This is a genomic window from Arthrobacter silvisoli, from assembly GCF_003369445.1.
Classification (GTDB): Bacteria; Actinomycetota; Actinomycetes; order Actinomycetales; family Micrococcaceae; genus Arthrobacter; species Arthrobacter silvisoli.
Genome location: NZ_QRCU01000007.1, coordinates 1 through 14,622 on the forward strand (window position 1 = coordinate 1; position 14,622 = coordinate 14,622).

The 14,622-nt window shown below is 67.7% G+C and carries 13 protein-coding genes; 4 read left to right on the forward strand and 9 right to left on the reverse strand.

Annotated elements, in window-relative coordinates:
• Positions 1-548, forward strand: a 548-nt coding sequence (locus DWV11_RS00960; RefSeq protein WP_136017853.1) for an FG-GAP repeat domain-containing protein, incomplete at its 5' end; no start/stop codon positions are given.
• Positions 549-614: 66 nt separating this feature from the next.
• Here DWV11_RS00960 and DWV11_RS00965 read toward each other — a convergent pair.
• The 4 genes from DWV11_RS00965 to DWV11_RS00980 all read right to left on the reverse strand — a co-directional run bounded on the left by DWV11_RS00965 (position 615) and on the right by DWV11_RS00980 (position 4,630).
• Positions 615-1,271 (reverse strand): cupin domain-containing protein, encoded by a 657-nt coding sequence (locus DWV11_RS00965; RefSeq protein WP_115787004.1) that lies wholly within the window; start codon positions 1,269-1,271, stop codon positions 615-617.
• Positions 1,264-1,671 carry a PAS domain-containing protein gene (locus DWV11_RS00970; protein WP_115787006.1) on the reverse strand — a complete coding sequence of 136 codons (408 nt, stop codon included), beginning with the start codon at positions 1,669-1,671 and terminating at the stop codon, positions 1,264-1,266. The genes DWV11_RS00965 and DWV11_RS00970 overlap by 8 nt, the downstream gene beginning before the upstream one ends.
• Positions 1,668-3,326: a GMC oxidoreductase gene (locus tag DWV11_RS00975; protein WP_210725635.1), complete on the reverse strand. Its 1,659-nt coding sequence runs from the start codon at positions 3,324-3,326 to the stop codon at positions 1,668-1,670. The genes DWV11_RS00970 and DWV11_RS00975 overlap by 4 nt, the downstream gene beginning before the upstream one ends.
• A gap of 362 nt (positions 3,327-3,688) precedes the next feature.
• On the reverse strand, positions 3,689-4,630 hold the full coding sequence (locus tag DWV11_RS00980; protein WP_115787010.1) for an aminodeoxychorismate lyase: 942 nt from the start codon (positions 4,628-4,630) through the stop codon (positions 3,689-3,691).
• 296 nt (positions 4,631-4,926) lie between these two features.
• Between DWV11_RS00980 and cls the strand changes: the two genes are divergently transcribed.
• From cls to DWV11_RS00995, 3 genes are all read left to right on the forward strand, one after another.
• Positions 4,927-6,399 carry a cardiolipin synthase gene (gene cls, locus DWV11_RS00985; protein ID WP_115787012.1) on the forward strand — a complete coding sequence of 491 codons (1,473 nt, stop codon included), beginning with the start codon at positions 4,927-4,929 and terminating at the stop codon, positions 6,397-6,399.
• 118 nt (positions 6,400-6,517) lie between these two features.
• Positions 6,518-8,092: a hypothetical protein gene (locus DWV11_RS00990; RefSeq protein ID WP_115787013.1), complete on the forward strand. Its 1,575-nt coding sequence runs from the start codon at positions 6,518-6,520 to the stop codon at positions 8,090-8,092.
• A gap of 48 nt (positions 8,093-8,140) precedes the next feature.
• Positions 8,141-8,587, forward strand: a complete 447-nt coding sequence (locus tag DWV11_RS00995; protein WP_115787014.1) for a hypothetical protein — start codon at positions 8,141-8,143, stop codon at positions 8,585-8,587.
• Between the two features lie 95 nt (positions 8,588-8,682).
• Here the strand turns inward: DWV11_RS00995 and DWV11_RS01000 are convergent, their stop codons facing one another.
• The 5 genes from DWV11_RS01000 to DWV11_RS01020 all read right to left on the reverse strand — a co-directional run bounded on the left by DWV11_RS01000 (position 8,683) and on the right by DWV11_RS01020 (position 14,571).
• Positions 8,683-9,141, reverse strand: coding sequence for a hypothetical protein (locus DWV11_RS01000; RefSeq protein ID WP_115787015.1), 459 nt, complete (start codon positions 9,139-9,141; stop codon positions 8,683-8,685).
• A 92-nt stretch (positions 9,142-9,233) separates the two neighbouring features.
• Positions 9,234-11,321, reverse strand: a complete 2,088-nt coding sequence (locus tag DWV11_RS01005) for a chorismate-binding protein (protein WP_115787016.1) — start codon at positions 11,319-11,321, stop codon at positions 9,234-9,236.
• Positions 11,318-11,866, reverse strand: coding sequence for a low molecular weight protein-tyrosine-phosphatase (locus DWV11_RS01010; protein WP_115787113.1), 549 nt, complete (start codon positions 11,864-11,866; stop codon positions 11,318-11,320). Before DWV11_RS01010 ends, DWV11_RS01005 begins: the two co-directional genes overlap by 4 nt.
• A gap of 117 nt (positions 11,867-11,983) precedes the next feature.
• A complete protein-coding gene (locus DWV11_RS01015; protein WP_115787018.1) occupies positions 11,984-13,651 on the reverse strand; it encodes an ABC transporter permease in 1,668 nt (555 codons plus the stop codon).
• Positions 13,648-14,571 carry an ABC transporter ATP-binding protein gene (locus DWV11_RS01020; protein WP_115787020.1) on the reverse strand — a complete coding sequence of 308 codons (924 nt, stop codon included), beginning with the start codon at positions 14,569-14,571 and terminating at the stop codon, positions 13,648-13,650. Before DWV11_RS01020 ends, DWV11_RS01015 begins: the two co-directional genes overlap by 4 nt.
• Between the last annotated feature and the right edge of the window lie 51 nt (positions 14,572-14,622).

A 14,622-nucleotide genomic window follows, 5' to 3' on the forward strand; every position in this document is an offset into this window, starting at 1 on the left:
CGGGGTCGTTGTGGTTGTATCCGGGGAATGGTCGTGGTGGGTGGTTGGCGCGGGTGCGTGTGGGTGGGGGGTGGAATGTGATGTCGGCGTTGGTGGGGCCGGGGGATTTCAATGGTGATGGCCGGGTGGATGTGTTGGCGCGGGATTCGTCGGGGTCGTTGTGGTTGTATCCGGGGAACGGGCGTGGTGGGTGGTTGGCGCGGGTGCGTGTTGGTGGGGGGTGGAATGTGATGACGGGCCTGGTGGGGCCGGGGGATTTCAATGGTGATGGCCGGGTGGATGTGTTGGCGCGGGATTCGTCGGGGTCGTTGTGGTTGTATCCGGGGAACGGGCGTGGTGGGTGGTTGGCGCGGGTGCGTGTTGGTGGGGGGTGGAATGTGATGACGGGCCTGGTGGGGCCGGGGGATTTCAATGGTGATGGCCGGGTGGATGTGTTGGCGCGGGATTCGTCGGGGTCGTTGTGGTTGTATCCGGGGAACGGGCGTGGCGGATGGCTGGCGCGCGTGCGGATCGGCGGCGGCTGGAACGTCATGACCGCCTTGGTTTAAACACCGGTGGGACGCGCCGGCCATGCCGACGCGTCCCACCCGTTGCCACCTTTGTCGAACCGGTTCCTACTGAACGGTGAACCTCCCGCCCGCCAGCTGATCATCGGCGAGCTGATCATCGATGAACTGCCCTTCCGCGAGTTCCTCCCCGGCGGACCGGCCGCCCTTGGACCGGTCGCCCGTCGACCGGCCGCCCGCGGCCAGCCGCCGGATCAGCTCCGCCTGCGCAGGGAACCCGGCCACGAGCGCCGCCACCTGCTCCTCCGTGGGCTTCGCCGAATCCGCCGGCTCGTAGCCGGGCGACAGGCTGCAGCTGACCAGCGCGAACCCCGGTCCGGCCAGTTCCGCGCCGAACCAGGTGGAATGCGGCGCGGCTCCGTGCAGGACCTGGCCGGCGTCCGGATCCGGCCCGAACACCGTCTCCGCATACCCGTCCTCCCCGGAGAAGACGTGCAGCCGGATAGGCGCACCCAGGTGGAAGAACCACAACTCATCCTGCTTGAGCGTATGCAACTGCAGGACCTCGCCGGCCTCCAGCAAATACCAGTTGGAGCTGTAGAGCGGATGGTCGGCGCCGCCGAAACGGGACGGCAGCGCCGCGCCGGGGATGGCCTCCTTGCTCACCATTGCCGGTGCGAACCAGCCGCCAACCCCCGACGGCGTCATGCCCAGCCGCTTGATCCAGCCCGCTGCGTCGGGTCCGCCCATGCCGATGTCACTCACTGGGCGGATCCGCCAGGGAGAAGCACACCGTGATCCCGATGATCGCGCCGGTGTCCAGGGACCGCAGGAGGCCCTTCTGCGTCACGATGTCCACGTTCACCCAGCCGCCGTCCTTGAGGGGCACTTCGATGGTTTCGTGGAAGTTCAGCAGGGGCTTGCCGCTTGCCATGACCTCCTTGTCGTGGGCCACGTGCTCGGCGCGCGAGTCCTGGTGGCCGATCAGTTCGTCCTTGGTCATGCCCACCAGGTCGGCGAAGTTCTGGTTGACCCACAGGAACACCGAGTTCGCGTCCTTCACCACCCAATAGACGCCGTCCTGCTTGTCCAGCACATCGGCGATGGTCATCGGCGGAACGGTGGGCAGGACAACTCCTTCCACCGCCGGGACCGCCGCGGTCACTGCGAAACTCCCTTGCCGCCGTCGGCCTCCAGTCTTTCGGCAAGATCCTGGGCGAGGGCCACCATGGTCATGGTCGGGTTCCAGGAACCGCCGGTGGGCCACAGCGCGCCGCCGGAGACAAAGACGTTCTCGACACCGTTGAGGCGGTAGTCGGTCCCGACGACGGCGTCCTCCTCTTCGCCGATGGGCAGGCTGGAGCTTTCGTGGACCAGGCCCGGGACGCGGCGTTCCGGGATCCCCGGACGCTCGGTGCTCCAGCTTCCGTTGTTCGGATCGCCGTGCCAGTACTCCACGCGGCCGGCCCCACCGGGGGAAAGCACGCGCTCGAGCATCTGGAAGGTGCCTTCGTCCATCGTGTCCCAGGTGACGTCGTCAGTGGCGTTGGCCAGCACCTGCAGCGTTACGTTGGTGGTGGGGTCCGCGCCGCCGGAGAAACGCAGGTGGTTCTCCGGATTCGATTCGTCCAGCTCGCCGAGCACCGCACAGACGAACACCAGGTAATCCTCCGAGGACAGCAACTGCGCCATGGACGCGGTGGCCACCACGTCCGGGGCATAGCGCTCGGACTTCTGCGCGTTCTCCGCCGGCTTCCGGTCCGAGAGCACGGACAGCTGCACGTGGTACTGCATGCCTGCCGGGCTCTTGCCCGCCATGTAGATGGCCGCCAGTTCCAGTTCGCCGAGGGCTTCGCTGAAGTCGTAGTCCTGCCGCGGGACCCTGGCCACCACCGAGGTGATGAAGTGCGCGCTGAAGCTTTCGCCGGCCCGCTGGACCTGCGGGAAGGAATTGAGCACCAGCGTGGCCGGGGGAAGCGTGCCCATGGCCAGGACCAGGTTGGCGTTGCCGACGTTCACCACGCCGCGGCTCGTATCCAGGGCCGTGGCCCGGCCGTCCTGCTGGAACACGGACTTCACGGTGCAGTCGGTGACAACGCGCAGTGGCGAGCCTTTGCCCTGCGAGGCGAGGGCCTGCTGCCTGTCCGAAAGCTCAAGCAGTACGGCCGGCGTCGAGAACTTCGCGAAGTCGATGCCGGAGTTGGCGCCTGAGGCCGCGGCGAGCGGCGCCGGCATGGAGCGCGTGGCCGAGTCGATCTCGTGCAGGCCCGCTGCGAGCCGCTCCTGCAGGGCCTTCTGCATGATCCCGTACACCGGGCGGGTGTTGTTGATGAGGTCAACGACTTCGGCCGGGAGCCCGGCGTCGATCTGGTCCGCCGGAATGACATTGAGCAGGTCCTCGGCCGTGGCGAAGTGCGCCTTCGCGGCGTCCATGACGGCCCGCGGCCAGCCCCGCATCTCGTCTTCCTCCGGGCGGGGACACCAGGCGCTCCACATGATGGAGCGGCCGCCGTAGAACGGGACCATGCCGTGCTGCCAGGAGATCTTGCCGGGCGGCTGGCTGGCGGTGGCTGCGGCCAGGGTCCAGGGGAAGGTCTCGGAAAGCCCGCCGAGCGTCTCCCGGTACGGCAGGGGCAGGTTCTGGAAATGCTGGGGCAGGAAGAACGGACCACGCTCGATGATGAGGATCCGGGCCTGCGGGTTGACGGTCAAGGTCCGCTCTGCGAAGGCGTAGCCGCAGAACCCGCTGCCGATCACGATGTGGTCGAATTGTTCTTCTTCGCGGACCGTTTTCCATTCGCCTTCACTCAGGAAAAACACATGGTCCATCACTTTTTGCGGTGAGGGGTCCTGGGGTCCGGGCGTGGGAAATCCGTGGTTGAAATTCTGGGACGAAGAAACTGCACTCACAATGAAGCCCCCATCAGTCTGGTTTGTCTCACGACGTCGTGAAAACAAGCGTCCTGCCGGGCAGAGAGGAGTTTCACCCGCCCCAGCGCGGATCACTGGCATTAGTGAACCACTGATGGAATGCGTTCACAATAGGGTTTGCCGCCGACTTTCGGCGGCCTGTATTGCGGACGTAATTGCAAGTCAGGTATCGATTAATATCCGAGAATTGAGTGTCAAATAAAGTCGATAAGACGTGACCCGCCGGGAAATTCGGGAATCGGTGCCGGGCCCTATTCGATTCCGGCGAAAAGCTCGTTCAGTTCGTCCGTGAGCTGCTTGCGCAGGGCCGGGGTGCCGATTTCCCTGCCGTCCACGTGGTTGACCGGTGCGATCAGCCGGATGCTCGAAATCAGCCAGACGGCGTCGGCGTCGTACAGGTCCTGGGTGACCAGCGGGCCGTAGCCGAGCTCCCAACCCGCCGCCTTGGCCTTCGCGAACAGCGCGCCCTGGGAGGTTCCGGGCAGGATGCCGCTGTCCAGCTGCGGGGTGATGAGCCGCTTGACGGTGCGCTGGGAGCCGCTGCCGTCGTCGAGGGTTTCCACATGCGCCAGCAGCACGGTCGACGTCGGGCCCTCCAGGACGCGGCCGTCGCTGGAGATGAAGATCGCGTCATCGGCGCCCTGCTTGTGCGCGTAGCGCAGCGCCGCCATGTTCACCGCGTAGGACAGCGTCTTGGCGCCGAGCAGCAGCCACGGGGCGCGCTCGCCCGCCTCGGCGTCGAAACCGCGGTCCAGCAGGACGACGTCGATCCCGGTCTCCCGCTGCCGGCGGCTGCCCGCGGGGGACGGCGAGGCCTGGATCCAGCACGTGGGGGCCGAGGCGCCTTCGACGCCGCGCGTCACCAACAGCTTGACCACCACTTCGTCGGACTCCGGCTCGGGGGCGGGGAAAGTCCCGCGGTATTCGGCGATCGCCGTTTCGATGGCGCGGCGCCAGGCCTCCTGCTCCGGGATCACGAGGTCCAGCGCGCGGGCCGAGGCCTGCAGGCGGTTCAGGTGGGCGTGCACCTTCCGGGCATGGCCGCCGACGGCGAGCAGGGACTCGAAGACTCCGTCACCGCGCGTAGCCCCGAGGTCCGTCGCCATCAGCTGGGGCTGCGTGGCATCGGCGATGCGGCCGTTCTCGAACGCGGGGTCAAGGAACACGAGAACCGTGGGGACGGGGAGAGTCATGGTTCCAGCTTAGTGCGGGCGGACGGGCCTGATCCGCCCAGCCCACGGTGCCCCTTTCCCGGGCCCATGGCTATGGCGCAAGACTGCCCAGGCCGCTGCTTGGCACTTTCTCCAGCCTGCCTCTGCCGGTTTCCGCGTGATCTTTCCGGGTGCGGGCCTCACCGGGCCACCGTTTCCGGGGTGGGAGCCCGCGCTGCTTCGATTGATGCCGCGGAATCCTACGTGGCCACGGACAGAACAATGCGCCCCGCCGGTTACGCTGGTCCCTAACGGCAGTGGGAATCGTGGGGGTTTGAGTGCTTTTTCCTTTCCAGGTGGGGACCGATTGGACCTGGCCCTTGGCCTTGTGGGCGCTCGCCGAAATCATCCTGCGCATCGTGCTCCTGGGCACCATTCCCGGCAACCGCCGCCCCACTACCGCCATGGCCTGGCTGCTGGTGGTCTTCCTGGTCCCTTCTATCGGCTTCGTGCTGTTCCTGCTCTTCGGCAATTTCCGGCTGTCCCGGCGCCGCCGCGAACAACAGGCGGAAGTCAACGAACGGGTGCGCTCGGGCGTCTCGGCGATGGCCGACGTCGTGAGCAAATACTCCGGTCCTGAGTGGGTGAGCTCGGCCGCAGAGCTCAACCGCCGGCTCGGTTCCCTGCCCATGGTGGACGGGAACTCGGTGCAGCTGATCCCCGGTTACCAGGAATCGATCGACGCCATGGCCGAAGCCATCCGTGGCGCCCGCAGCTACGTCAATGCCGAGTTCTACATCATGGGCAGCGACTCCGTCACGGACGGCCTGCTCACCGAACTTGAGAAAGCGGCCGAGCGCGGAGTTGAAGTGCGGCTCCTGTTCGACCACATCGGAACCCTAAGGGTGGCCGGCTACCGCCGGTTGATCCGCCGGCTCAGGGCCAGCCGCATCCAGTGGAAGCGGATGCTGCCCCTGCTGCCCATCCACGGCCAGTGGCGCCGGCCGGACCTGCGGAACCACCGCAAGATCCTGGTGATCGACGGCGAGACAGCCTTCACGGGATCGCAGAACCTGATCGAGCCCTCCTACAACAATCCGCGGCACCGCCGGGCCGGCCGCAAATGGGTCGAACTCATGGCCCGCTTGGAGGGCCCGATCGTGGCAACCCTCAATGTCGTGTTCGCCACGGACTGGCTCAGCGAAACCGACGAATCCCTCGAATCCCAGCTGCGGCTGCCGGAAGACCCGCGCCGGGGACAGGTCACGGCCCAGGTGGTGCCCAGCGGGCCCGGGTTCGTCACCGAAAACAACCTGCGCCTGTTCAACACCCTGATCTATTCGGCCCAGCACCGCATTTCCATCTGCAGCCCGTACTTCGTGCCGGACGATTCCCTGCTGTACGCCATCACCACCGCGGCCCAGCGGGGCGTGGATGTGGAACTCTTCGTTTCGGAAAAGGGCGACCAGTTCCTGGTCCATCATGCCCAGCGCTCCTACTACGAGGCCCTGCTCGAGGCGGGCGTGCGCATCTACCTGTACCGCGCTCCGCAGGTACTGCACGCGAAGCATTTCACCATCGACGACGAGGTCTCCGTGCTGGGGTCCAGCAACATGGACATGCGCTCCTTCTCGCTCAACATGGAGGTGTCGGTGATGCTCCTGGGCGCGGAAACCGTGGACCTGATGCGCTCGGTGGAGCAGAGCTACCGGGAGGCGAGCTTCGAGCTGACGCTGGGGGACTGGCTGCACCGGCCGATGCTGGCCAAATACGTGGACAACGTGGCGAGGCTGACCGCGACCCTGCAATAGTCTGCGCCGCAGTGTCAGCCTCCGCCGCATGGGCAGTCTTGCCCATGGCAGCGCTGCCGGGCTCCATGCAAGGATTTGGGGACGCCGTACGCCGACCGCACTCTTTCCCGGGGGAATCATGACCTTCTTTGGAGCTGATGTAGACCAGCTTCGCGCCTTGGCCAAGGCGGCCGACAAGGCTGCCACGCTGCTGAGCACCAAGGCTGCATCCCTGCAGGGCCAGATCATGGCGGCCCCCTGGAAAGGCAACGACGCGGAACGCTTCAAGCACGACTGGACGGGCAGCCACCGCCCCAGCCTGGACAAGGTAGTCGAAAGCCTCCGGCAGAATTCCAGGATCCTGCTCAAGCACGCCGACGAGCAGGAAAAGGCCTCCGACCGCGGCACCGGCGGGACCAGCATGACCTTCGCGGAGAAGGCCCAGGAGAAGATCGACGCCGCCCGGGAATGGCTGGCGGAGCGCGCCAAGGAAGCGGCCGAGCGGGAGGAACACCGCAAGGAGCTCACCGAAGGCGCCGAAAAGATGCTCAAGGCCAGCCCTGAAGAGCAGGCAAAGTGGTGGAACAGCCTGTCCGACGAGGACAAGAAGTACCTGCTCAACAACGAAGAGACCGCCAAGCAGATCATGGAGATGGACGGCGGAGTCCCGGACTCCGCCCAGGCAGAGGCCCGCAAGTACCTCCACGAACAGGCGAAGGCCGACATCCCGGTCTACAAGGAAACCGGCAAGGCCGCGATCGAAGCCCGGGTCGCCTGGGTGCACGGCGGCGCCGAGGTGGGCACCGAAATCGTGCAGAACGCCGACGGCTCCGCCACCATGAAGGTCCATGGCAAGCTGGGGCTGGGCGTGAACGACCCGTCCGGAACGGCCGGGGCGACGCTCAGCGGCGAGGTCTCCCGGGAGTACACGTTCGACAGCGTTGAAGAAGCCAAAGCGGCGCAGGCACAAATGTTCAGGGAACTCCCGCCGGACAGCATCGGCGACGTCAAGGACGTGGCGTCGAACCCGCCGGACTACATCCTCGACCGGATCAACGATGCCGCCGAGGACAACGGGGCAGACGGCCACGTGGACAAGGCAAAGGGCACTCTGTCCCTCGAGGCGTCCGGCAAGGCCGGCACCGACGCCGAAGGCGGCGTGAAACTGGACCTGTCCTACGAAAAGAACCTGAGCGACGGCACGTCAAAGGCCAGCGGCGAGGTGTCCGCCTCGGGACAGCTCGACCTTGACGGCCAGCGCTTCGAGGCCTCCGGCAAAGGCGGCCTGGAGGTCAATATGAACAAGGACAACAACATCGACTCCGTCTCCCTGTCCCTCGAGGGCACCGTTGCCACGGGCGCCGTCGACGGCGTTGAGGCCAAGGGTGTGGGAAGCGCCGAGTCGAGCATCACGGCCGGCACCCAGGGCACGGTCAAGATCGACATTGACTACACTCCGGAGAACAAGGAAATCATCGACAGCTACATGCGGAACGTCGCCACGGGCAACACCGCGGCTGCGGCATCCGATGCCGCGAAGCTGTACGACCACGGTTCCGCCACAGTCCAGGTGAACAACGTGGTGACGGCCAAGAACGAGGCCGGCGTGGACCTCAAAGCCGGCGAAGTGAAGGTCAGCACCGAGAACCAGGTGACCACCAATGTGACCACGTACCACAAGGTCGAGAACGACACGAAGCTCGAGAAGCTCTAGGCAGCCGCGCAGGCAGCCGCACCGAGTCCTCACCGAAGGAGCAGCCACATGACAGTGCACATCGAATCCCCGCTGGGTTTCACCGCGGACTTCCCCGAATTCACCCAGGTCCTCCCCGAATCCACGGCCGGGCCCAACACCGAACAGTACGGGCTCCTGGGCGGCGTCCTGGTGACCGTCGTCAAGGACGATGGCGCCGTCACGGACGCGCCCCAGGCCACCGGTTGGGCGCACCTCATGGCCGCCTACTACGTGGACGAACGCGGCGGCACCCAGCTCGCCGAAGGTTCCCTCGACCTGCCCGGCAAGGACTCCTACGCCGTCATGGTGGGCTTCGAGGATCCCGACGGCACAGCGAAGGTGGCCTCCGCCGTCGGCGTCCTTGAGAACGGCCGGTTCATCGGCGTCCTGGTGGTCTGGCCCGTGTCCGACGCCGGGAAGGAACCGCGCACGGACCGCCTGAAGGAGATCGTCGGGGCGATCAGCCTCGGCTGAGTTCCGCAGGCCCAGCCGGGTCCTGTACAGGCAAACAGAAGCGCCGGGCTCTTGCTGAAAGGGCCCGGCGCTTCTGCTGCGTCCGGGGTGGGACCTCAGATCCTGAGCGTGACGCCCTCCGCCGTGCACGGACCGGAGCTGGCCAGGAAAGCGTCCCGGATGGCGTCCTTGGATTCCTGGGACGGGGCGTCCCCGAGCGAACGGTCCAGCGCCAGCAGGCTCAGGGCCGCGAACAGCCCCGACACTTCCTCGGGGGCGGAGTCCTTGGCGTCGTCCGAGCGCAGGTAGATGTCGTCGAAGCCGTCGGCGTCGTCCTTTCCCGTGGCGGCGTATTCGGCGTAGAGGGAGTTGAAGAGCTCGCAGGATTCCTTAACGCCGCCCGCCGCAGCCGACGACGGCGTCCCCTCAGCGCCGCCCGACGGCCCGGCACTGCTTGAAGCGCTGTTCGAGAGGCTTGGCGGCGCGGTGCCCGGTGCCGCTCCGGCGCCGCCCGGCGAGCAGGCGGTCAGGCACGCGGCGCCGGCGAGGGCGATCGTTGCGAGGAGGTTCTTCATGGTCCCCCACCCTACGTGGATCGGACAGGCGGTGCACCGGATGCGCATGGGGAGTTCTCCCCTCCGGAGGCAGCCCAGCTATTGTTGCCCGCTCAGTCGTCCTCGGGGAAGTCCGTGCCCAGCGCGGAGAGCACGCCGAATGCCTTGGTACGGATCTCTTCGTATTCCTCCGCCGGTTCGGAATCGGCGGTAATCGCGCCCCCGACGCCGAGCGAGAGCGCGTGTCCGCGGTCGCCGTCGCGGTTCATCACCAGCGTGCGGATCACGACGGCGAGGTCGCTCGCCGCGTTGAGCGAAAAGTAGCCGATGGCTCCCGAATACACGCCGCGAGGGCCGTCCTCGAGCCGGTCCAGGATGTCCATGGTGCTGATCTTCGGGGCCCCGGTCATCGATCCTGCCGGGAAGGCGGCGGCCACCGCCTCGGCCCGCGGCGCGCCGGGGCGCAGCTGCGCGTCGATGGTGCTGACCATCTGGTGCACCGTGGCGTAGCTTTCGATCGCGCAGAGCCGGCTCACGGTCACCGACCCCGGCACCGCGAAGTGGCTCAGGTCGTTGCGGAGCAGGTCCACGATCATGATGTTCTCGGCCCGGTCCTTGGGCGAGCGGGCCAGGTCGTTGCGGAGATGGGCGTCGATCACGGGGTCGTTCGCGCGGGCACGGGTGCCCTTGATCGGTTCGGCCCGCATGGCGCCGTCGGAAGCGATCCGCAGGAAACGCTCGGGGGAGGTGCTGGCCACCGTGAGGCCGCCGAAGCGCAGGTAGCTGGCGAACGGAGCCGGGTTGCGGCGGCGCAGCGCGAGGTAGCTCTCCCACGGATCGAGCCCCGGGTCCGGCGCGCTGACGGTGGTGGTGAGGCAGACTTCGTAGCTGTTGCCTTCGGCGATTTCTTGCTGGGCTTCCTTGATCTTGCGGAGGTAGTCGGTGCGGCCGTCACGGCTGGCGAACGACGGCGGCTCCGGCGCTTCCGGCGAGGGCCCGACGGTGGCAGGCCCGGCTTTTTCCGGCGCCGCTGTGCCCGGCTCTGCCTTGAACGGCTCAGCCGCCGCCTGCACCGCCGCGCGGGCGTGCGCCAGCCAGTCCCCGGCGTCGGGGGCGTCCAGCGCGAGCAGCCACGCTGAACCTTCCTGGTGGTCGAGCACCACGGCCCGGCCCGCGAACAGGAGCGCAGAGTCCGGGGTGTCCGAGGGAACGTCGTTGCCGCCGGTCTCGCGCTTGAGCTCATAGCCCAGGTAGCCGAGCCAGCCGAGCGTGAATTCGCAGTCGTAGCCTTCGGGGGCGCGTACGGCCCGGCGGCCCCACACGGTATCGAGCCAGCGGAAGAAGGGGGAGGCAACCCGGGCGGTGGCACATCCGGCGGTGACCCGGGTGGTCCCGGAATGGTGCAGCACCGACTGGCCGAAGGTTCCGCCGTCGTCGGCCAGGACGCTGAAGCGGCTGCGCGCCGCCGCCTCATCGCCGGCGGCGCTCGCCGTTCCGGCGTTCGAGGAATCCAGCCAGACCGCGTTTTCCGATGTTCCGTACAGGGCCTGGAACAGGGTTTCGGCGCGGGGCTGCGCGTCGATCCGCTCAGACAAGAGCCGCAGTCCCCGCCGTGCGGAGAGTTCGGGTGCGAGGACGGCCGAGAGCGCCGGAAGGTAGTTCAGGGCCTGCATCAGGTCGTCGGGGGCGGCGCCGTCGGCGCGGTTGAGGACGTGGATGTCGGCGTGGGCAGGGACGTCGTCCGTGTCCAGCCATTCCTGTTCCTGTGCTGCCCAGGTGTCCCAGTAGGGTCCGTAGCTGCTGCCGTCGCGGTCCAGGGCGCGCTGGCGGCGGTCCTCCTCGGGTGACTCCACCCAGACCACCGCGTCCACGAGGGGACGGGCTGCCTCGGCTGCCGCACCGACGCCTTCGACGACGACGATCTCCGCCGGGAGGGTGGTGTGGGTGCCGCCGTCGTAGTGCATGTCCCAGTCCCAGCTGACCCATTCGGCTGCCATGCCGCGGCGCAGGGGTGCCAGGACCGTGGTGACGTAGCGTTCGACGCCGGCGGCGAGCCCGTTCCAGCCGGGGTAGATGTCCTCAAGATGAAAGAGCGACACCTTGTGGTGCTGGCGCAGCCGCGCGGCAAGTTCCACGGCCAGCGTGGTCTTTCCTGCTCCTGAGCGGCCATCGACGGCGATGATCACGGGTGCTGGAGTCATGAAGTAGAGCGTACCTGCTGGGTGTCGTCCTGTTTTCCGGCGATGGCGTTCCGCGCGAATCCGACGATGCCTGGAACGGCCGCGTTGATGAGGTCCCAGGTGGCGTCGAAGTCGCGGTGGCCCCCGTACCAGGGATCGTCGATGCCAAGCTCCAGGGTGTTGCGGCCTGCCACGGCGGGATCGAAGCTGCGCAGCATCCGGATTTTCGCCAGGTCCGCCTGCCCCCGGGCAGCCTGCTGCAGCCAGCCGTAATGGTCGACGTCCAGTGCGAGGATCAGGTCGCGCTCCTGGAACCATTCCGGCCGCCAGACGCGGGCGATGTGGGATCCCGAACGGATCCGGTGGGCCGAAAGCTTGCGGGCGGCGCGGGGGTCGATCGGCCGCCCCACCTCATAGGACGTGGTTCCCGCCGAATCCACCGTCACGACGTCGGCCAGCCCCGCGGCACCGAACGCTTCCACCAGCATGAGTTCCGCCATCGGGGAGCGGCAGATATTGCCGGTGCAGACGGCGATGATGCGATACGGCCGGGACGCTGAATACATGTCGTCAAGCATTGCCGGTGCCGCCGCTCTTTGGCTAGTTGAGGGCTTCCGCTCCTGTCACGTTTCCGGGCAACTCCGGTGGGATGGTATCGACGGCGGGTTCGCGCCGGGACCGGCTCAGCGGCTCGCCAGGTCCCGGCGCCGGTAGCCGGCCAGCCCGGCGAGCAGCAGGCCGACCGCCAGCAGCAGGGTCCACGCCACCGGCAGCCAGTCGGGGTTGGACTCCATCACATTGGGCACCACGTGGAACGGGCTGGTGCCAAGCAGCCAGTCCGGCGCTTTCAGCACCGGCCCGAACATCGTGAGCAGCAGCCAGTACACCAGCAGCAGCCACGCCCCCGCCCGTGCGCGCGGGGCCAGGCCCACCAGGAAAAGCGCGACGGCGGCCGCTAGCCACAGTGCCGGAACCTCCGCCAGGCCCTGGAACACCACCTTCGCCGTATCCAGTTCGGACCCGGCCAACCGGGCTGAGGTGGCCAGCGCTGCCGAACCCGCGGCCATGCCGACGGCGGGGCCCACCGCAGCGAGCACGACCGTTGGTCCCACGTAGGACAGGCGGGACAACGGCGCCGAGAGCATCCACTCGGCCCGGCCCTCGTCCTCCTCGGTGTGGAAGCGCAGGACCACCTGGATGCCGAAGACACCGCCGATGAAGGCCAGCACCAGCAAAAGGACTTCCACGAAGGCGAACAGCAACTGCTCCTCGGTGGCCAGCCGGAAGGCGATCATCTGCTTCACGAAGGGATTGTCGTTGAAAATGCCGGACATCGTGGTGGCCACCAACCCGTACACGGAGCCAAGGGCGACGAACACAACGGCCCACGTCAGGAAAGCTCCCCGGTTCAGCCGTGCGGTCAACCCCCAAGTGCCCAGCCGTCCCCGGGCAGGTCCGCCGCGGGGAGCGATCAGCCCCATCCCGAAGTCCCGTCGCGATTCCAACCAGGCCGCCAGCACGGCCAGCATCAATGCCGCCGCCAGCAGGAGCAGCAGTGGCCGCAGCTCGTTCTCCGACGCCGGCCGGATCTTTTCCGCCCAACCCATCGGGCTGGTCCACAGCAGCCACTCTGAATCGTCCAAGGTGTCGCCGAGGCCGCGGAGCAAGTAGCTGACGCCCAGCACGGTGGCGGCGAGCGTGTTCGCCGTCCGGCCGGTCGACCCGAGCTGCGCGGTGACGGCGGCGACCCCGGCGAACGCCAGACCCATCCCGCCGAACGCGCTTCCGAGCGCGAAGGCCGGCACCGGCTCCGATCCCGCCACCATCAGCGCTACGCCGACCAGGACCGTCACCGCGGCGGAAGCAAGCCAGGCCAGCACGACGGCGGACGCCAGCCGGGCGTGCCGGCCCACCACCCCGGAATCCAGGAGTTCGGCCCTGCCGGATTCTTCGGCTGCCCGGGTATGCCGGGTGACGGTGAAGACCGCCATCAGGGCCGCGAAGAACATTCCGAACATCTGGACGCGCCACGCGGTGAAGCCCGCCGCTGTCCCGAGATCGGTGGCCGGGCCAAAGAGCAGTGAGAAGGCCGGGTTGGTGCCCAGGCTGAGCTGCAGGGCCTTGGCTTCCAACGGCGTGGAGAACAAGGAGCCGTACACCGAGTAGCTCACGGTGGGAAAGATCCCGATCACGAGCAGCCACGGCAGCAGTTTCCACCGGTCCAGCCGGAGGGCGTGCCGCAGCAGGGCCAAGGTTCCGGTCAGGGGTGTTCCGGTGAGTGCGATCCGGGTGAGCGGCGTCCGGGAGGTTTGGGTCCCGGCGGTGCGGATCGCGGCGTGGCGGCCGGTCATTGGGTCCGTCCCTGCCCGCCGCGCTCGCCGTAGTGCTGGAGGAAAAGGTCCTCAAGGCTCGGCGGGGTGACCGTCAGCGCGCTCACGCCGAGTCCGGTCAGCACGTTCATCGCCGCCGCCAGCCCGCCGGCGTCGACGTTGAACTGCACCCGGCTGCCCTCGATCCGCAAACCGTCGACGCCGGGGACCGCCCCGAGCTGAGGTGTTGCGGAGAGCCGGGTGGCGCCGTCGCTGAGGGTGGCGGCCACATTGGTGCGGGCGTGGCTGCGCATCTGGTCCAGGCTTCCGCTTTCCACCACTTTGCCCCGGCGGATGATGCTGATCCGGTCCGCGAGGGATTCCACCTCCGCGAGGATGTGGCTGGAGAGCAACACGCTGCGGCCCTGGGCCCTTTCACGGCGGATTTCCTGGCGGAACGTGGCCTCCATGAGCGGGTCGAGGCCCGAGGTGGGTTCGTCGAGGATGAGCAGCTCGGCGTTGGACGACAAGGCCGCGACGATCGCCACCTTCTGCCGGTTGCCTTTCGAGTAGGCGTGGCCGCGCACCGTGGGGTCCAGTTCGAAGGTCTCCAGCAGTTCCGCCCGCCGCCGGTCGTCCAGGCCGCCGCGCAGCCTGCCCAGCAGGTCGATCGCTTCGCCGCCGCTCAGCCCGGGCCACAGGCTGACGTCACCGGGGACGTAGGCGATGCGCCGGTGGAGGGTGACGACGTCGCGCCAGGGATCGCCGTCGAGCACGCGGACGGTGCCCGCATCGGCACGCAGCAGCCCCAGGAGGATGCGGAGCGTGGTGGACTTCCCTGCGCCGTTGGGACCCAGGAAACCATGGACTTCGCCTTCGCTGACCTCGAGGTCCAGGCCGTCCAAGGCCATGGAGTGCCCGAAGCTTTTGGTCAGGCCCGCGATGCTGACTACGGCAGCCATGGACCGAGACTACTCCTGGAACCCCGCCCCCGGAACGGGTGCCGGCAGCCG

Excerpts from the sequence above, each read along its gene's own strand:
- DWV11_RS00980 (WP_115787010.1), bottom strand. The coding sequence starts at position 4,630 with ATGACTCTCCCCGTCCCCACGGTTCTCGTGTTCCTTGACCCCGCGTTC.
- DWV11_RS00990 (WP_115787013.1), top strand. The coding sequence starts at position 6,518 with ATGACCTTCTTTGGAGCTGATGTAGACCAGCTTCGCGCCTTGGCCAAG.
- DWV11_RS00995 (WP_115787014.1), top strand. The coding sequence starts at position 8,141 with ATGACAGTGCACATCGAATCCCCGCTGGGTTTCACCGCGGACTTCCCC.
- DWV11_RS01000 (WP_115787015.1), bottom strand. The coding sequence starts at position 9,141 with ATGAAGAACCTCCTCGCAACGATCGCCCTCGCCGGCGCCGCGTGCCTG.
- DWV11_RS01005 (WP_115787016.1), bottom strand. The coding sequence starts at position 11,321 with ATGACTCCAGCACCCGTGATCATCGCCGTCGATGGCCGCTCAGGAGCA.
- DWV11_RS01010 (WP_115787113.1), bottom strand. The coding sequence starts at position 11,866 with ATGTATTCAGCGTCCCGGCCGTATCGCATCATCGCCGTCTGCACCGGC.
- DWV11_RS01015 (WP_115787018.1), bottom strand. The coding sequence starts at position 13,651 with ATGACCGGCCGCCACGCCGCGATCCGCACCGCCGGGACCCAAACCTCC.
- DWV11_RS01020 (WP_115787020.1), bottom strand. The coding sequence starts at position 14,571 with ATGGCTGCCGTAGTCAGCATCGCGGGCCTGACCAAAAGCTTCGGGCAC.